At 47.2% G+C, this 18271-nt stretch carries 18 protein-coding genes; 10 read left to right on the top strand and 8 right to left on the bottom strand.

Annotated elements, in window-relative coordinates:
* Window positions 1-181 precede the first annotated feature (181 nt).
* Window positions 182-1771, bottom strand: a complete 1590-nt coding sequence (gene serA, locus ACFQPF_RS09580; protein ID WP_379749002.1) for a phosphoglycerate dehydrogenase — start codon at window positions 1769-1771, stop codon at window positions 182-184.
* Window positions 1764-2921 (bottom strand): pyridoxal-phosphate-dependent aminotransferase family protein, encoded by a 1158-nt coding sequence (locus ACFQPF_RS09575; RefSeq protein ID WP_379749000.1) that lies wholly within the window; start codon window positions 2919-2921, stop codon window positions 1764-1766. Before ACFQPF_RS09575 ends, serA begins: the two co-directional genes overlap by 8 nt.
* 465 nt (window positions 2922-3386) lie before the next feature.
* Here ACFQPF_RS09575 and ACFQPF_RS09570 point away from each other — a divergent pair, with 465 nt between their 5' ends.
* From ACFQPF_RS09570 to ACFQPF_RS09555, 4 genes are all read left to right on the top strand, one after another.
* Window positions 3387-4508, top strand: a complete 1122-nt coding sequence (locus ACFQPF_RS09570; protein WP_379748998.1) for an HAD family hydrolase — start codon at window positions 3387-3389, stop codon at window positions 4506-4508.
* A gap of 167 nt (window positions 4509-4675) precedes the next feature.
* Entirely contained in the window at window positions 4676-5011 is a 336-nt protein-coding gene (locus ACFQPF_RS09565) for a hypothetical protein (protein ID WP_379748996.1), read from the top strand.
* 250 nt (window positions 5012-5261) lie between these two features.
* Complete coding sequence (locus ACFQPF_RS09560) at window positions 5262-6434, top strand: NAD(P)/FAD-dependent oxidoreductase (RefSeq protein ID WP_379748994.1); 1173 nt, start codon at window positions 5262-5264, stop codon at window positions 6432-6434.
* 19 nt (window positions 6435-6453) lie between these two features.
* Entirely contained in the window at window positions 6454-7320 is an 867-nt protein-coding gene (locus tag ACFQPF_RS09555) for an RNA polymerase sigma-70 factor (protein ID WP_379748992.1), read from the top strand.
* A 111-nt stretch (window positions 7321-7431) separates the two neighbouring features.
* Here ACFQPF_RS09555 and ACFQPF_RS09550 read toward each other — a convergent pair whose 3' ends face one another.
* On the bottom strand, window positions 7432-7962 hold the full coding sequence (locus ACFQPF_RS09550; RefSeq protein WP_379748990.1) for a P-loop NTPase family protein: 531 nt from the start codon (window positions 7960-7962) through the stop codon (window positions 7432-7434).
* Window positions 7963-8047: 85 nt separating this feature from the next.
* Here ACFQPF_RS09550 and ACFQPF_RS09545 point away from each other — a divergent pair, with 85 nt between their 5' ends.
* Entirely contained in the window at window positions 8048-8593 is a 546-nt protein-coding gene (locus tag ACFQPF_RS09545) for a DUF2695 domain-containing protein (RefSeq protein WP_379748988.1), read from the top strand.
* Window positions 8594-8697: 104 nt separating this feature from the next.
* Window positions 8698-9546, top strand: coding sequence for a KPN_02809 family neutral zinc metallopeptidase (gene ypfJ / locus ACFQPF_RS09540; RefSeq protein ID WP_379748986.1), 849 nt, complete (start codon window positions 8698-8700; stop codon window positions 9544-9546).
* Here ypfJ and ACFQPF_RS09535 read toward each other — a convergent pair.
* Complete coding sequence (locus ACFQPF_RS09535) at window positions 9543-10235, bottom strand: DUF421 domain-containing protein (protein WP_379748984.1); 693 nt, start codon at window positions 10233-10235, stop codon at window positions 9543-9545. The genes ypfJ and ACFQPF_RS09535 overlap by 4 nt on opposite strands.
* 169 nt (window positions 10236-10404) lie before the next feature.
* Between ACFQPF_RS09535 and ACFQPF_RS09530 the strand changes: the two genes are divergently transcribed.
* Window positions 10405-11832, top strand: coding sequence for a tetratricopeptide repeat-containing diguanylate cyclase (locus ACFQPF_RS09530; RefSeq protein ID WP_379748982.1), 1428 nt, complete (start codon window positions 10405-10407; stop codon window positions 11830-11832).
* Between the two features lie 122 nt (window positions 11833-11954).
* Here ACFQPF_RS09530 and ACFQPF_RS09525 read toward each other — a convergent pair whose 3' ends face one another.
* The gene (locus tag ACFQPF_RS09525; protein ID WP_379748980.1) at window positions 11955-13448 is read right to left on the bottom strand and encodes a peptide MFS transporter; all 1494 of its coding nucleotides are present in this window, start codon (window positions 13446-13448) and stop codon (window positions 11955-11957) included.
* 230 nt (window positions 13449-13678) lie between these two features.
* On the opposite strand from ACFQPF_RS09525, the gene rlmN reads away from it, so the two are divergent.
* The gene (gene rlmN, locus ACFQPF_RS09520; protein WP_379748978.1) at window positions 13679-14746 is read left to right on the top strand and encodes a dual-specificity RNA methyltransferase RlmN; all 1068 of its coding nucleotides are present in this window, start codon (window positions 13679-13681) and stop codon (window positions 14744-14746) included.
* 103 nt (window positions 14747-14849) lie between these two features.
* Here the strand turns inward: rlmN and ACFQPF_RS09515 are convergent, their stop codons facing one another.
* The gene (locus tag ACFQPF_RS09515) at window positions 14850-15341 is read right to left on the bottom strand and encodes a cysteine hydrolase family protein (protein WP_379748976.1); all 492 of its coding nucleotides are present in this window, start codon (window positions 15339-15341) and stop codon (window positions 14850-14852) included.
* An 82-nt stretch (window positions 15342-15423) separates the two neighbouring features.
* Window positions 15424-15630 carry a DUF5316 family protein gene (locus ACFQPF_RS09510; RefSeq protein ID WP_379748974.1) on the bottom strand — a complete coding sequence of 69 codons (207 nt, stop codon included), beginning with the start codon at window positions 15628-15630 and terminating at the stop codon, window positions 15424-15426.
* A gap of 131 nt (window positions 15631-15761) precedes the next feature.
* On the opposite strand from ACFQPF_RS09510, the gene ACFQPF_RS09505 reads away from it, so the two are divergent.
* Together ACFQPF_RS09505 and ACFQPF_RS09500 are read left to right on the top strand one after the other, a co-directional pair.
* Window positions 15762-16004, top strand: coding sequence for a hypothetical protein (locus ACFQPF_RS09505; protein ID WP_379748972.1), 243 nt, complete (start codon window positions 15762-15764; stop codon window positions 16002-16004).
* Between the two features lie 362 nt (window positions 16005-16366).
* The gene (locus ACFQPF_RS09500; protein ID WP_379748969.1) at window positions 16367-16585 is read left to right on the top strand and encodes a hypothetical protein; all 219 of its coding nucleotides are present in this window, start codon (window positions 16367-16369) and stop codon (window positions 16583-16585) included.
* 34 nt (window positions 16586-16619) lie between these two features.
* On the opposite strand, the gene ACFQPF_RS09495 is transcribed toward ACFQPF_RS09500, so the two are convergent.
* A complete protein-coding gene (locus tag ACFQPF_RS09495) occupies window positions 16620-18209 on the bottom strand; it encodes a glycoside hydrolase family 55 protein (protein WP_379748967.1) in 1590 nt (529 codons plus the stop codon).
* Between the last annotated feature and the right edge of the window lie 62 nt (window positions 18210-18271).

The following is an 18271-nucleotide window of genomic DNA, read 5'->3' as shown; positions in this document are numbered from 1 at the left end:
CCTAAAAAGCACGTAAACTATAGTATGAATAAGAGAACAGAGAAGTGTGGGAATAAAGAGGAATAAGGCAAGTGCTGAAGGCTCTCGTCAATACCCGCAGGATAGCGGGAACTTCATCGCCCCCAAAAAAAGAGAAGCTCCCTTCCTGTGCGGAAAGGGCTTCGCTTTTTGTGTAGGGGTTCTATTCTTCAAGCTCCAGCACCTGTGCTTCGTTCAAGCCGCTGATTTGCTCGAGTTCTTGAATCAGTTTGTTGTCTAGCTTTTTATCGAGCGAGAGGACCATGATCGCCTCGCCGCCGATGTCTGTCCTGCCGACCTGCATCGTCCCGATGTTAATGTCGTGGCCGCCGAGGAGTGATCCAACCTTGCCGATCATGCCCGGTACGTCGTTATGCTTAATAAAGAGCAGGTGAGCTTCTGGCTTAATGTCGATGTGATAATGGTTTAGCTTCACGATTCTCGCGCCATAGCCATTCAGCACGGTCGCGCCAATCACTGCTGTTTCCCCTTTATTATGAACGCGCAGTTCCATGTAGTTGGCGAAACCTTTACCGCGCGCCTTTTTCTCCACATTATACGGAATATCCTGCTCTTTCAGCAGGTGCAGTGCATTGATTAGGTTGACCGAGTCGGTTAAATGGTGCGAGAGCAGTCCTTTCATCATCGTGCGTGTGAGCAGGTCGGTATCGTCACCAGCCAGATCGCCTTGATACGTCATGTCGATTTTATCGGGTGCGTGCTTGAGCAGCTGGATGACGAGCTGTCCCATCTGTTCGCCAAGCTTTAGATACGGCGCCATCTTTTCCTGGTTTTGTTTGGAAATCGCTGGCATGTTCACAGCGTGGCGAATGTTTTTCGCTTCTAAAATCTCAATGATCTCGGCGCTGACCTCCTGCGCGACTTTTTCCTGTGCCTCAACGGTAGAGGCGGCAAGATGGGGAGTCATGATGATGGCAGGGTGCTGGAAAAGCTTCGTGTTCACAGGCGGCTCGACCTGATACACATCGAGCGCCGCGCCAGCCACATGGCCGGAATCAATGGCGGCAACGAGCGCATCCTCATCAATGATTCCGCCACGCGCGCAGTTGATGAACCGCACTCCTTTTTTCGTTTTGCTGATGTATTCCGCGTCCACCAAATTGCGGGTCGCGTTCGTTAGCGGCGTATGCAGCGTGATGTAGTCAGATTCAGCCGCAATCTCGTCGAGCGTAGCCTTTTGGATGCCAAGGCTTTTCGCCCGTTCATCCGTCAAATACGGATCGAACCCGAGAATGTTCATCTCAAAGCTTTTGCACCGCTTTGCCACCTCAGTTCCGATTTTGCCCATGCCGACGATGCCAATCGTTTTCTTGTAAAGCTCTACGCCTTGAAAAGCGGTGCGATTCCATTCGCCGCTGGATGTGAGCTGATGCGCCTGCGGGACGTTTCTCGACAGTGCGAGCATCATCGCCATCGTATGCTCAGCCGCCGCGATCGTGTTGGCGCCAGGCGCGTTGATGACGATGATTCCTTTTCGTGTCGCCGCTTGCACATCGATGTTATCCACGCCGACTCCAGCGCGTGCGATTACCTGCAATTGGTGCGCATGCTCAAGAATTTCTTTTGTCACCTGCGTCTGGCTGCGGACGATGAGCGCGTCATAGTTTCCGATCACTTCCTTTAGCTCTTCTGGCGGCAAGCCGACCCTTTTATCGAGTGTGAACTGGTCATGATCATATAAATCCATCAGCCCGTTATCGCTGATGCTGTCGGTTACGAGTACATTAAACATGTTGCATCCATACCTCCTGTGCTTTAGCTGTTCCTTTGCCGAGCACGCTGCTGCCTGTCAGCTCGGTCAGCGCCATTTCCATTCCGTTCAGCATTTTCAGCATATGATAAGGCGTGCTGTAGCCCATGTGGCCGATTCGCACGATCTCGCCCTTCAGCTTCTTTTGGCCGCCGGCGATGCTCAATCCGTATTTTTCGTGTAAAAGCTTCTTTAGTTTCTTTGTTTCGTCTGTGGTTGTCATGACAGCGGTGATGGTGGGAGATGCATCCTGGTCATTTGTTAAAAGCGGCAGTTCGAGTGTTTTCAATCCTTCGCGGAGCATGCTTCTCAGCAGCTGATGGCGGCGGATCACATTGTCGAGCCCTTCTTCCTCTATCATCACGCATACTTCGAGAGCGCCGTTGATGAGTGAGATGGCCGGTGTGAACGGTGTAGACCGTTCGTTGTCATACGAGGAGAAATAACGGTTTAAATCCAGATAAAAGCGCTTTGTCTTCGTTTCGGCGATGACCTTTCGCGCCTGCTCGCTGCACGCAATAAAGGCAAGCCCAGGCGGAAGCATGAGTGCTTTTTGCGAGCCGGACGCTAAAATATCGATGTGCCAGCGCGGCATATCCACTTCCACAGCGCCAATGCAGCTCACCCCGTCAACGATGAAGAGCGCGTCAGTCATTTCTTTGACGATTTTACCGAGCTCGTGCACTGGGTTCACGACGCCGGTAGATGTTTCACAATAGGTGGCGATAACCGCTTTCATGTTTTTATTGGTTTGCTGGAGAAACGTGCGCAGCTCGTCGGGTGAACACGTTTTTCCCCACTCGATCTCCAACCGGTGTACGTTCGCACCAAACGTTTCGCAAATGCTCGCGAACCGGTCACCGAACGCGCCTGTGACGATAACCGTCACATCATCGTTTTCATCAAGGACGTTTGCGGCGGCTGTTTCTAGCGCCGCGGTTCCGCTTGCCGCAATAATCGTGACAGGATGGTCAGAACCGAAAATCGGTTTCAGGCGCGTTGCAGCGGCTTCGAGCAAAAGCGGGAATTCCTGGCTGCGATGGCCGATCATCGGCTTGTTCATCGCGTACTGAACGCGTTCGGGTACCGGAGTCGGACCCGGTGCATACAAAAATTGCTGCTGAAAAAGCATGGTATCATCCTTCCTTGTTTGGGTTGTTTGGGTGTTTGGGGGTCCGGTACGATTTGCGAATTTTTCGCTGATATTGCGGGCTTGCCGCAAACGGTACCGGACCCCAAATCATAATAAAAACGCCCCTCCTAACAGACAGATTTGTCGTGTTAGGAGGGGCGTGGATATACGCGGTGCCACCCTCGTTCACTGTACGCATAGCGCAACAGCCTCGAGTGAGATAACGGCTTCATGCCGGACGGGCCTACTTCTGTTTCAGCCTGTCAGTTCAGAATGGCTCAGGTTTTGCCAAAAGGGCATCGGCTCTCAGCTTGCACCGACTCTCTGAAGCTCCTTTTAAGCGCCTCATTCGTCATTACTTTTTCTGTATTTTCTGAATATGTTGAACATTTTACCTTGTTTCTTTATCGATGTAAAGTGTAAAATTGTAAAAAAAGATACCATACCGAGCGGGGGAAGCAGATAATGATTAAGACTGTACTATTTGATGTTGATGGCGTACTGCTAAGCGAAGACCACTATTTCGATGCATCAGCCCTAACTGTTTGGGAGCTTCTCATAAGTGATCATTATCTAGGGCTGGCACCGTTAAAATTCCGAACCGATGTGCATCGAGGGGAGATTAAACTCATACGATCCGACGTTTTCCAAGACGATCAGGTGCTGTCTTATCTAAAATCGAGAGGGTTAAACGCAAACTGGGATATGATCTATCTAACGTTCAGCTGCCAGCTAATCGAACTGCTTGCCCAGTTAGATGACAGAGACCGTACTGCGGAGTGGCTGTCGAGTCCGATCGACCGCAGTGTGCTGCAGGAGATGGGACAAGCCCTTCGAGAGGTGAACCCGACTATCCGTTATCAAGCGTTTCTTGAAAATTTCCATACTACGGCTGAAACAAAGCAAGGATTGATGAACCATCTGGATGTTCTTGCACGTGAAAAGCTCGGTGTGGAAACTTCCATTTTCGCAGAAAAAGGCGCGCTTTGGTTGGTTTGCGAGCACGTGTCGCAGGAATGGTATGTTGGCGACAGCCACGTGCAGCAGTCAACGGGAAGGCCGTCCGTCCAGCTTGGTAAAAAAGGATTTTTAGCGGATGAACAGACGCTCGCACCTGCTGAAGAGATCGCGAGACTTTTTAGCCGATTAAAGGAAAAAGAGGTAACCATTGGAATAGGAACGGGCCGGCCACAGCTCGAGACCATCCAGCCGTTTCAGCATCTGAACTGGCTTTCCTATTTTGATGAAAATACCGTTATCACAGCCGATGATGTGCTGCGTGCACAAAAAGCGTTTACGGACAAAGGCTCGTTATCGAAGCCTCATCCGTTTACGTATGTGATGGCGCTTCTCGGACGGGATAGAGGTGAACGTTCTAGTGTAGAAGCCAGGTTGCCGATGGCAGGCGCGGATGAAGTACTTGTAGTGGGAGATTCACTAGCCGATTTGATCGCCGCCCGCGAAATCGGCTGCCAGTTCGCCGCCGTCCTCACAGGGCTATCAGGCGAAAAGGCACGGGCCGATTTTGAAAAGCACGAGGCCGATTATATATTGGATGATGTGATGGAGCTGGAGAGGCTGTTATAGAGAAAAAACAGGGCGAGAGAGACTAGCTGCCCTGTTTTTTCTTGAGCAATTATTTACATTTTATGGTTTGAGTTTATGGAAATTGTGTTATTAAATACAAGGATAGCTGTTTAGGTTTAGTACTATTATAGTCATGTTGGTTAACTCTATTTTTCGGGAGGTACGTGGTGACAATCGTAACTTGGTTTTTAGAAACCTATAAAATTGCCGTAAGCGAAATCAAACTCTTAAATAGGAGAAGAAAAGATACCACTTCTACTATGGAGAAGATAAGGATCTTTCTATTACAATATTTTAATCTTCTGCTTATTATCATTTATACGTTTTCACTAACAAATGTGATGGTGTCGACCCTTCTTGCTATCTTTTATAAATGGATCGCTATTGTGGGAGTATTAAGCAGCTTATTGTTTATTATTGCTTTGAAATTTATCCAAAAGAAGGTTTACACGAAGATGAGAGACGGATTTATTAAATTTGATCCTCGTTTAGTGAAGTTTTAACTATGTTGTAATGAACAGGTTTGATTAGAAAGGATTTTGTATGTCAAAGGGCATATGAAGTCCTTTTTTTTTCGCCATCATGATCTCTTTCGACAAGATTTTTTATGAATTTCCCAGGAAATGAGGAAACATTTGCTGAAATTTGTTGGATTATGGTGATGATTCACAGACCCATTTTTGTGTTCGCGCTGTCACAAAACATCGCTCTGCCTCGTTTTATTTTCAAACAGGTGGAGGAGTGAGTGAAGAAATGGCGAAAACATGTGTGATTGTAGGCGGCGGGTATGCGGGGATTCATGCGGTTCAATCCTTGCAAAAGGCATTCAGAGGGGAGGAACTTAATCTCGTTTTAATTGATAAAAATCCGTACCATACCCGGAAGGTGCTTCTTTTTAAACCAGCTGTGAATGATGAGGACATTAAGATTCCATTTCGAGACATCTTTCCGAGCGGTGTGGATTTTCTTCAAGCGTGTGTTCAGTCGCTTGAGCATGAAAGAAACATGCTGCGGTGCTTGAATCCGGCAGGAGAAACTTTTGATGTCCACTATGATTATGTAGTGCTGGCTGCAGGCAGCGTTGTCCGTGAGACAGAAACGGATAAAGGAGGTATCGCGCTGAACGGGATTGAGGCGGCTCAGAAAATCAATAAATTGTGGCGCGCTAACCTGAAAGCGGCCGTGACAGAAACCGATACACATAAAAAGCAGAGCCTCATGACCATTACTATAGCGGGTGCGGGATTGAGCGGAATCGAAACAGCAGCAGAGCTTGTCCACAGTGTCCGCGCTTACGCAAAAGAGCTTGGTCTAGAGGAACGCGCGGTGAAGATTCTCTTAATGAACGCACATGAAAGGCTGTTTATGGAAGGACCTTCAAGTGTGTCGGATAAACTGGAGCGCTCGTTAAGAGAAGCCGGTGTGACGGTATGTCATCAGAGCAGGGTTATGCAGGCGACCGATGGAAAGGTGCACCTGGCCGATGGAAAAGAGCTGCCTTCTGGTTTGTGTTTATGGACACTCGGCTTGCAGCCCAATCCGATGCTCAAGCAGATGAACGTTCCGCTGACGGAGGACGGGAAAGTGGCCGTCGATCACAGCTACAGGGTGAAGGGCCTGCCTGGCGTATACAGTGTGGGTGACTGCGCACATATCGTGGACGCGGTCAGCGGGAAGCCTGACAGAATGACCTGTAAAGAAGCGGGCGCCCAATCAGCCAGGCTCGGGCAAGTGATTTTGGCAGACACAAATGGAACAAGAGCACCGGTTCATAAGAGTTATATGGACACGTATTGCTGGAGCATTGGTCCTGATAACGGAATGGCCTGGGCTTCGAAATGGGGCTTGAGCTTTGTCGTGGCAGGGAAATGGGGCTTGAAAATGAGGAAGTTCACGTGGGACATCGCGAGTCTTTTAAGAAACTGAGTGGGGGTAGGGGGAGAAAATGCAAGACCTTTACGAGACGTATAAACCGTTGTTGTTCAAGATTGCTTATCAAATGACAGGTTCGATTAACGATGCAGAAGATGCCGTTCAGGATGTATTTCTTAAGATGTACAAGATGGAAAAGGACGTGGATCAGCCTAAAGCATACTTGTGCAAGATGGTGACCAACCGCTGTTTGGACTTGTTAAAGTCAGCGCGCAAACGGCGGGAGCAGTATGTGGGAGAATGGCTGCCCGAACCAATCATCTCTTCAGACAGCGAATTCTTTGATCGTGTTTATCAAGGTCAGCAGCTATCCTATGCGATGCTCGTTCTGATGGAGAAGCTTTCACCGTCAGAGCGAGCGGTGTTCGTGCTGCGGAATGCATTTGACTTCGGCTATAAGGAGATTGCGGAATTAACCGAAAAAAGCGAGGCGAATTGCCGCAAGCTGTTCAGCCGGGCAAACGAAAAGATGGGCATAACAGAAGAGCACGCTGTTTTGTTAGAAAAAGAAAGTGAAGCATGGGTCAGCCGGTTTCTCCAAGCGTTTGGGACCGGCAACGTCGAGTCTGTATTAGAGATCTTATCCGAAGAGGTTGTCCTAATTTCGGATGGCGGCGGAAAAGCGGTGGCTGCGCTTCATCCGATTATTTCGAGAGAGCGAGTGGCGAAATTCCTGTTTGGCCTTCTCAAGCAAATGCCGCAATATGGCGAGAGCATTTCATTTGATGTGAAGAACATAAACGGTCAGGCCGGCATCGTCATTCTTTCAGACGGAGAGATGGTCACGGCCATCCTGTTGCATGTGGAAAACGACTGCATTCAGAACCTCTATTTCATCCGTAACCCAGATAAGCTGGCTAAGATGAAAGCCGTTTTGTGAAAACTTTATCGGTTATCGAGGTTATCGGGGTCCGGTACTGCAGAAGGAAAAGCAGCTTGATTGCTGCTTTTTCTTCTGATGGTACCGGACCCCGAACTTGGAATTCGACCTTTAACCTGTCTGTTGGGTGGGGAACAGTCTCGCCTTTATCTTTGTGAGGTCTTCCTTGTTTTTCAAGATGATCACTTTATCCTCGTATGGGTGGTACATCTCTTGAATGATGGGCTTGGCGACCTTCTCAAAATGATGGTTCCATTTGAACATTCTCAGAAAAATGCGGAAGGTAGGTTTATAATGAGCGTGTTCGAATCCCGTTTTTTGGCGGAGAAACCGTTTGATGATACGGAAAATTCTTGTTCGGTATGGTGTATCGAGCAGAAGAATCAGTTCGGCATGATGAAAGCTGTCACGCGTCCATGTATAGTGCACGCCTTCTACAATCCACGAAGGTGATTGGATGATAGACTGCAGACATTCGTCGCGTTTCTCCGGAGATCGCATGAGGTCGCCTTCTTTTCTGCGAATCCAAGAGACGTTGTCGAGTTCGTAATAGGGAATGTGAAGAAGCTGAGATAATTGCTTGGCAAGTGTCGTTTTCCCGCTTCCGACCGAGCCGATGATATGGATTCTAGACACGTTCATACCAAATTTCCCCTCTCTTTTTTTACTTAAGCATACACACAACGGCTTGAGAAAGGGAGAGATTTAGTTTGAAAAAGAGACAGGAATGGAAGAGAGGAACAGAGAAGTGAAGGAACTTAGTGAATGGCAGGAAACGCTAAAAAAAGGCCAGATGCTTTCCATGCAAGGCTCCTATAGGAGAAGAAGACCGGATAAGGAGGCCGTTCCGTATCTTTTGCATGCAAGAGAGGGGCTCAAGGAATACACGGCAGAACATCTGGATAACCAGCTGGCGTGGTGTCTCCTTTCTCAGGCAGAGGAATGCCTTTTGAATTACCGTGCGGCGATTGAGTGCATGCAGCGAGTGCTGGAGCTTGGCAAAAAAGACAAGAAGGATTTGAAGCGGTTCGCTATGTTAAAGGAATATGGCGGACAGTGGAAGGAGCTTGATCTGCAGCCAGAAGAACGGGAGTCACTCGGTGCAAGTTTGGAGCAGCAATTGAGAGTCGAGGACTGTGATCACACGCTCGTCTATACAAAAAAGTGGGTCGATGATCATATACCAGCAGGGAAAAAGGCAAAGGTGATCAAGGCGATTACAAATCAAGGCGGTTTCTGTGATTGTGAAGTGCTCGCGAATGTGGTGGATTGAAGGGGAGCAGGACTATTACATACTAAAAAAGCACGATACAGAATTAAATTCTCTCTTTCTGGGGTATACCTCTACTAAACTACGTGATTGCAGGAGGATATCGTATGAAATGGAGAGGCAGGCAGGGCAGTTCGAATGTGGAGGACCGCCGCGGGATGGGCGGAGGCAAGCTGGTTGCTGGAGGCGGACTCGGCGGGATTATTATCGTGCTGATTTTTACGCTGCTAGGCGGTAATCCAGCTGACCTAATAAACGAGACGGGTCCGGCAACGAATAATGGCGGTGCGCCATATGAGGAGAGTGCGGAGGAAAAAGAGCTGGCGCAGTTTGTGTCCGTTGTGCTGGCCGATACAGAGGAAGTGTGGGCTGAGCAGTTCAAGAAGAAGGGCCTGACGTACAAAGAACCGACACTCGTGCTTTATACAGACAGCGTGCAGTCTGCTTGCGGTGCAGCGGGTTCATCTGTCGGGCCATTTTATTGTCCGGGCGACCAGAAGCTGTACATTGATTTAAGCTTTTATAACGAGCTGCAGCGCGAGTTTAAAGCGCCGGGCGATTTCGCGATGGCGTATGTGATCGCGCACGAGGTCGGCCATCATGTACAGACATTGCTCGGCACTACGGAAAAATTAGGGCCGCTGCGCCAGAAGCTGGATGAAAAGGAATACAACAAATACCAGGTTCGTTTCGAGCTTCAGGCTGACTATTATGCGGGCGTATGGGCGCATCATGCGCAAGGAATGGATCTGCTTGAAAAAGGGGATCTAGAAGAAGCCTTGAACGCGGCGAGTGCGGTCGGTGACGATACGATTCAAAAAAGAGCGCGCGGCTATGTGGTGCCGGAAAGCTTCACGCACGGAACGTCAGAACAGCGGATGACATGGTTCAAAAAAGGATTCGATCTTGGCACGATCGAAGGCGGCAATACGTTTAAAGGGACTACCCTGAACTAAGTGGACGGATTGTCTTGATAAAGATCGAGTATGAGCGTGCCGTTTGAACTGACAACTGCGTAGAACACATCAGATAGCGTCAGGCCTCGGGAAGTGAGCTGCTGGTTCAGCCAGGTGCGGTTATGGATGTCGTTCAGGTTTTGTTCGAGTACACTGCCGTCCATGATGAGCTCGAGCGGAAGCGGCTTTGGCGCGCTTTCTGGAAGCTTAAGATCACGTTTCGTTACATTTTTATAGAGATCTTTTTTCAGTACGGATAGGTTTCCGCTAATTTCAAGCACAGCGTAATCGACTTCCTCTATGTCAAAAATGCTCGCCTCACGAAGGAGCTGATTCAAGTCATCCATGGTGAGGTGAATTTTTTTCATATGGTGCTCGAGGATTTGGCCGTTTTCGATCACCGTGGTAGGGGAGCCGGACAGCCATTTTCGCAGCGGACGAAAGTGAAGCGACAGATAAGATACAAGAAAATAGATGCTCGACAGCACCATGAATGAAAGAAGCACGTCCGTGAACGGAATCTTCACATTGAAGCCCATGTTCGCGACGAGTGCCCCGATGGTTATTGAAAGCGCGAAGCTAAAGTAATTTTTGTGTGCGTTGATCTGTTTGCCGATAAAGTAGGTAAGGATGAGCAGAAGCAGATAAGATGCCGTGGTGCGTGCAGCGGTGTGAATCATGTCTTCCATGAGAGTGTCTCCTTCCTTTTATCCATTCGTTTAAACTCCAAGTTCGCTAACAGGGCTTGGAGTTTCTCTATTTAAAAAATAATTCTGAAAATAATGTCATACTAGACGATATTTCCATTATCATACTTTTTTGTTAAGGGTATACATCAAACGTGACAGGAGTCGAAGCATGAATAAAGACGAATCAGTAGCTTTGCAGCAAAAGGTCTTACTCTTAAGAGAAGAAGGGAAATACAAGGAGTGCATTCAAGAAAGCTTCCATCTTTTAAAATGGGGGACGGAGTGGAAGGATTATAAGGCGATTCTGACGGCTCATGTTGCCAGTGTCGCGTCCTATTATTCCATTGGTGCAATGGAAGAGGCCTTTGCGCTCATATCTGAATATGAGGAAGTGTGTTTGGAGCATGGCGATGATGTGGATCGGATGAAGCTGTATAACATCTTGTTTTTGTTATATGAATATACAAAGGAATACGATAAAGCGAAAGAGACACTTAAGCAAACCATTGAGCTAGGGCTGAAAGTAGAGAAATTTAATATCGTCAGCAACGCGTACAGCAATCTCAGTCACGTCTTTTTAGAAGAGAAGAACTTTCAAGAAGCACTGGATAGCGCCATATTAGGGCTGAAAATGGCAGAACGATCTCTCCCTGAAAGACCGATTTTGAATTTGAGAGTGATGCTGAATCTTGCACAGTCGTATATTGGCCTAATGGATTTGGATCGTGCTTATGCGTATTTGCAGGAAATGATTACGAATCCTGTCTTAGACAATTTCATGAGAGAAAAAGCGCATTGCTTGATGCTTCAAGGCAGCTGGTACGAGAATAGTGAGCGTTACCGTGAAGCGTTTGAATCGCTTTCGCAAGCTAAAGCCATAGTAGAAGGCTATAAGGATGCGTATCTGTTAAAAACGATTCAAGAGGAACGATGTAAGCTATGTGACCTTATGGGGGATTATCAACTAGGCTATCGTGTGCAAAAGGAATACATCCAGCTATTGAATGAAATCAATGAAAGCCAATTAGCGCAAGCTGCCATTAAATTAGAGGTCAAGCACAGCTTATCGATGTTAAAGAAGAAAGCCACGACAGACTACTTAACTGGGTTACATAACCGCAGCCATCTGGAGACGACAGCAAACGAATGGCTAGGGACAGCTGCGATGAATTATACGGATGTTACGTGCATGGTCCTTGATATTGATTATTTTAAAGACATAAATGATAACCATGGCCATTTGTTCGGTGATGAGGTGATTAAGAAAGTCGGAGCCCTTTGTCATGAAACGATGGGCGAGATGGGATTCATAGGAAGATATGGCGGCGATGAATTTGTCATTTTAGTAAAAGAACCTATTCAACGCGGCAAGGAAATGGCAAATCAGCTGAAAGAAGCGTTAACGAATGCAGATTTACAAAAAGAAGACAGTCCATTTCCGGTTACAGTGAGTATAGGTGTGGCAGACAATGATTCGGGCACCGTGAAGACCTTTGAAGAGCATTTCCATCTGGCTGATTTAGGGTTATATGAAGCGAAGAAAAATGGAAGAAACCAGATTTGTGTAAGGAGCGAATCTGTATTGTGTGTGCACTAAACTAACATCAAAAAAAGCTTCCAAGCGAATGTTTTCGCTGGAAGCTTTTTTGTACGTTATGAAAGGATAGGGTCAACTGCGGCTGACGGAAAGGCTTGGCGTCAGCTGTCGTTTTCTTTATATTATCTGATGCCCTTCATGAACACTTGAATCTTAGGTGAGATCATGAATAGAAGCAAGCTTAGAACGATGGCTGCGACACCGATGGAGCCGAAGTACATCATTTCGTTTTCTGGTGTGTAAAAGCGCACGAGCTGTGCGTTTAGAGCCTGTGCGGCTGCACTGGACAGGAACCAAAGGCTCATGGTCTGTGCAGAGAACGCGGCAGGCGCGAGTTTCGTTGTAGCAGAAAGTCCAACTGGCGATAATAGAAGCTCGCCTAGTACAACGATAAAGTAGCTGAGTACCAGCCATAATGGGTTAACCAATGTGTCTGTTCCGCCAAAGTAAGCAGGAAGCAGGATCACAAGGAATGAAAGACCTGCGAACAGAAGGGACAGTGAGAACTTCTGCGGCACAGATGGCTGACGGTTGCCCATCTTCACCCACATCCAAGCGAAAACTGGCGCAAGGACGATGATGAATAGCGGGTTCAATGACTGGAACATCGCAGGAGCAATATCAAATCCTGCAAAATTTAAGTCAGTACGCTTGTCCGCATAGCTGGCAAGGATTGTAGAGCCTTGCTCCTGAATTGCCCAGAACATAACGGATGCGATGAACAGCGGGATGTAAGCAATAAGGCGCGAACGCTCCACGTCTGTTGTCTTTTTGCTTCTGTACATGACGACGAAATAAATCGTAGGAATCGTAACACCGAAAATTCCAACAAGGTTGATGAACACGTTAAGCGTGAACATGCCGTTTGGAATCGTGATGCCAAGAACAACACCAAGCACAATGGCCACAGCGGCAACGATACCGATTACTTTTTTCTTTTCAGCCGCTGATAGCGGGTTTGGAACATACGTCCCGGCAAGGCCGAGAGTCTTTTTCTTTGTTACGACAAATACAATCAAACCGAGAAGCATACCTACCGCTGCAATCGCGAATCCAGCGTGGAAACCAACGTCTGCCTGCACTTTACCGATAATAAGCGGAGACAGGAACGCACCAAGGTTAATCCCCATGTAGAAAATACTGAAACCTGCATCGCGGCGCGTGTCTTCAGGGCTGTACATATCACCGACTACACTTGAAACGTTCGGCTTAAGCATACCTGTACCGATTACGATGAACACCATGGAGACGAATAGCATCGTCACACTGCCAGGAAGCGACAGGAGGATGTGACCGATCATGATTAAAATACCGCCGTAGAACAGGGCCTTCGACGTACCGAACACGCGGTCAGCCAGCCATCCGCCGATAACACCGGACATGTATACGAGTGAACCGTAGATGGACATGATGGCAAGAGCGGTTTGCTCGCTTAAACCTAATCCACCTTCTGAAACGCTGTAGTACATATAGTAAACAAGGATCGCTCTCATTCCATAGTAGGAGAAACGCTCCCAAAACTCTGTAAAGAAGAGAGTGAACAAGCCCTTAGGGTGACCGAAAAAGCCTTTTTGCGGGACACTGTCCACAATTTTCTGTTTATTCAAAGTTGACATAATGTAACCTCCTTTATCCACAAAATATAATAACCGCAAATATTTTATATTGTCAAAACTTTTCGTGTGTTAATTGTTGGGATTTGTCGAATTTTCTTGTATTTTTCTGTGTCAAAAATAGATTTTTTTCTTTAAAAAAGGTATAGTGGTAGAAGCTTGCAAGTGTTGATTTAAAAAGGTTTTGCAAGGATAATGTGAGCGAATTTCCACCGTGAAATGAGGGTTGCACAATGAATAAGCCATCCATTTATGGACTAACGTCAAGCCAGCTCGAATCATGGCTGATTGACCGAGGACACACAAAATACAGAGCGTCCCAGGTTTGGGATTATTTATATAGAAAGCGCGTAACAGCGTTTGAGGACATGACGGAACTGAAGGCGGAAGCTCGTGAATTGTTAGTCGAGAACTTCAGCATTCAAACGCTGGAGGTGCACGTGAAGCAGGAGTCTGCTGACGGAACGGTAAAATTTCTGTTCAGGCTGCAGGACGGCAACTTAATCGAAACGGTACTGATGCGCCATAAGTACGGTCTGTCCGTTTGCGTCACGACTCAGGTCGGCTGCAACATCGGCTGCAGCTTCTGTGCGAGCGGACTGCTCGCTAAAACGCGTGACCTCTCGAGCGGTGAGATTGTGGAGCAGATTATGAACGTTCAGCACCATCTTGACGCGAAGGGCGAAGACGAGCGGGTGAGCCACATCGTCGTCATGGGAATCGGAGAGCCTTTTGATAACTTTGACAATATGGTCGATTTTATACATGTGGTGACGGATTATAAGGGCCTCGCCATCGGGGCACGCAAGATCACCGTGTCGACGAGCGGGCTGGCGAACAAGATGAAGGAGTTTGCTGATACTGGTCTGCAGGTGAACCTGGCGCTATCGCTGCACGCGCCGAACAACGACCTGCGCACTCGCATCATGAAAATTAACCGTGCCATTCCGATCGAGAAGCTGATGGATGCGGTGAACTATTATATTGAGAAGACGAACAAACGGATCACGCTCGAATACATTTTGCTGCGCGACGTGAACGATCATATTGAGGAGGCAGAGCAGCTTGCCGACCTGTTTGCCGATAAAGGCAAAAGCGTGTACGTGAACCTGATTCCATACAACCCGGTCGATGAGCACAGCCAATATCAGCGCAGTGAGCAAAGCGACGTACTCGCTTTCTACGACACGCTGAAAAAGCGCGGCATTAACTGTAAAATACGCCAAGAACACGGCACAGACATCGACGCGGCGTGCGGACAGCTGCGAAGCAAGCAGATCAAGAAGGCGCAAGGGGAGTAAACGGGAGTTTCCGGGCGAAGATCGGACTTTTTCNGCAAAACCAAAAAAGGCTCACGACAGCATGATGCTGTCGTGAGCCTTTTTAATCTGGACGTAAAAATCCTTAATTCAATAAGTCATTCAAACAAATAATGTCGCATCCTTTACTTTCATAATAGTCTAACATAGCATCTATTTTCTTTTTATCGTAACTGGTAATGCAATCTGATAGGACGCTGACCCCATAGTTTGATTTACGTAAGTTATAGCAAGTTGACTTAACACAAGCGATAGCATCTGCTCCAGTGATGTAGAAGTCGTCTATTTCATTTCTTTGAATAAAGGCTGTGAATTCTTCGCTTGTTAATGCGTTTCCCTTATATTTTGTAAAAACGTGGTCTGATACGATTTTCAAATCTGGAGCTAATTCGGCCCCTCGTGTATCGGTTTTAAACGTTCTGGTACCAGGTGACAAATTCTCGTGTCTTATATACACAACATGAATATCATTTTCGGCAGCCCAATCAATGGATTGGTTGATATTACCGATTATCTCTTTGTAATTCTTTGTGATGTCATTTTGAATATCGATGACTACTAAAGCTTTGTTTTGCATAATATTTCCTCCTGAACGACACCCCAATGTCTTGCTGTATTCTATTGCCTTCCTTGTACATAATCCTTTAACTTAGCTTATTTTATAGGTACCAGACCAGCCCGGCCGCTCCAAACGAGAGGACACCCACAAGCCCGCTGTATAGTGCAATTTTTGTGCGAAAGTTGCGATGGTCGCTCGTTTCAGAGTGAAAGTTCGCACGCTGCTGCTGTCCGTTCGTCCAAGCACCAAGAAAGATTCCAGAGACAGCGATGGAAACCGCACCAATTATAAGCAATATATTAAGCAAAACGCATGCCCTCCTTTTGTTATATATGGTTAATTTTAACACATTGTTTGTAACATGCTATGAATCGTTTTCCTTATTTATCCTCCAAGCTGTTTCTATAAATATGATATGTTATGGGGGGAGGTCATTTTATGAAGAATAAACCAATATATGTAGAAATACCCATAAGCGCGAGAGTGGAAGAAGTGTGGAAAACAGCGCAGCAGCCCGAGCTGCATGAGCAATGGGATTTGCGTTTTTCTTCTATTACCTATTTGCCTAAGAAATCGTCTTTTACATACGAAACGAATATCGGCTTCGACCTAAATTTCTTAACCATTGATTATAAGATAAGGTATAAGGGGGATAAGTCGGATGCTGAAAAAGTGGTTTAAACGGCGCGAAACCTTTCGATTGAGCGGATTGATCAGTGTGTGTATCGTCGTATTTCTTCTTCAACTTTTCAACATTTATTCTCCAAATACAGGGTGGGAGGCCTCCCTTATCTTGATAGTTTCTTCCATCATCCTCGCAACCTTGGTTGAAAAAGTCTGTATTAAGCTCCTAGGAGAAAAAGATAGAGAAGTTAGTTCTCTTACGTTGACATTGAGCATTTTAGGTCTAACATTCGTCGTTCTTTTGATTGCTTTCTTCAATCTATAAAATGAAAGGAATAACAGCTGGTTGAAAGGGGCACGTTCAGATGAGGAGTATGTTCGTATATGATGGAACAAATCGCTTGAGCAGGTTATTGAGTATGTGTGTTATTCTGCTGTTATTATTTCTCCTACACACGTTCATCCCGTTGGAAGGATGGCTTGCGTACGTGGTGATGGTTTTGGCGGTGACCTTCGTGATTACATTGCTTGATTATTTGTTCGCTCATCTTTTAAAGGATAAGAACAGGGAAGTCAGTGTGGTTTGGAATTTCGTTTGTATCACCATTTTTATGCTCGTATCGTTTACCGGCATATAAAAGCCCGGATGACATCATCCGGGCTTTGTCCTTCTTATAATGTTACTTTTTCCCGCGTCAATCCTCTTACTGCATACACGTTCTGCAGTTCAATATCCGTTACACCGCTGCCGACAACCAAGGTCTTTTCAGCCGAGGCGTCGGCGGTGAATTGGCCGATACGGACGATGTCTGCTGCGTTATCACCGCCAAACACCTTCATATCGACTCCTGCTGTTTTAAAGCCGGTCACGTGCACATTGTTCAGCACAACGTTGCGTGCGCGGTATTGAACGGCGAGTACCGGACCCCGGTTATAATCGTAATCACTGTCCCCAATAGCCGTAAAATGGTTGATGACCACATTTTTATAGCCAGAGACGACGAGGGCGCGCTGCTGTGACCCTTCGTATAATGAGGTTCTAATAGGAGCCGCCGCGATAAGATTCGTTGCTTTGATATTAAAAGCAGTCAGCGATTCTGTATCAGCTGCCTGGTGGTGGCCGATATGTCGGAAATTATAGGCACGGTTGTCGTTAACGGAGAGGTGACCGATGATGTGGACATTTGCGGCGGCCGCTGAGTTGTGATGGGCCTTAATCTCTATTCCGCCAAAGCACCGTGCTGTTGAGTTGTTGAGCAGCCAAACGTTGCGTGAGCCGTCATCCACCTCGATGCCGTTGGAGTTGGAAAAGCCAAGCTTATGCGAGCGGCCGCTCGGATCGCACATGTGAGAGTTTGAGATAAAAAGATCCTCACTGTGATGAGTCGTGATCCCGTCATCGCCGAACCCATAGCCGTTCAGGTTATCCAGCCATATGTAGCGGCTGCCGTATCGCGCACGAGTGCCGTCACCTAAGTACGTGTAATAAGCGGAAGACACGTCGAAGCAGTGAAGGCCGGGATTGATGGCTTCCACGTTCTGCACCCAGCCGTAGGTGACATGAGCGAACGTGAGGCAGCTGGACTGGTTGTTGCCGGCAGCCGTTTTCGGTATATCGCCTAGCCGTTCCACGTTCCAGTCAAGCGTCATGTAGCGGACGGCGATATGGTGGTTTCCTTTTATATAGCGGCTGTTCGTAATAAGGCGCCTGCCAATCGGTGCCTCGTTATGCAGTTTAATCACAGTGATGCCTTTTCCTTCACCCGAAAACGATGTCCAAGACGGCAGCTTGATGCCTTTGGTCATATACACACCTGCTGGCACCACGACATGCACCGATCCTGTTCCGATCGCTTTTTCAAAAGCCGCGGTATCATCCGTGACCCCGTCTCCCTTCGCTCCGAAATCTTTCACGTTTACGGTCTTCGTGATTTCACAAAAAAGCCGGTCGTACTCTCTGTTTAATGTCGGCAGCCATTCAGGACAAGGCATCCCATTCTCGTCCATCACCGTCCGAGTAGGAGGAAGTGTACGGTTGGAAACATCCTCCACAAACATTCCTTTTATGAGCTTCTTGAACGTTTTAAATAAAGAAAGAGTGGGAGAGTTTTGAAAAGACGGCGTATAATCGCGGTTATAAATATCTTGAAAAAGCAGCTCGGTTTCCTCAACAGCGCTCGGCAGCTCCATTTTTCTGGCGCCATAACGCCCGATCAGCTGCGCATTGTTCATAGGATCATGGTCACGCGGCAAGTGAATCATCTGAATGCACCTCTTTCGCTATGAAAAAAAGCACTAAAATGACTCTTAGCGCTTTTAAGGTA

The sequence above is a fragment of the Fictibacillus iocasae genome (assembly GCF_042665465.1).
Taxonomy (GTDB): Bacteria; Bacillota; Bacilli; order Bacillales; family Fictibacillaceae; genus Fictibacillus; species Fictibacillus iocasae.
The sequence above is the reverse complement of the archived record's forward strand: the minus strand, read 5'-3'. Positions and strand labels throughout refer to the sequence as shown.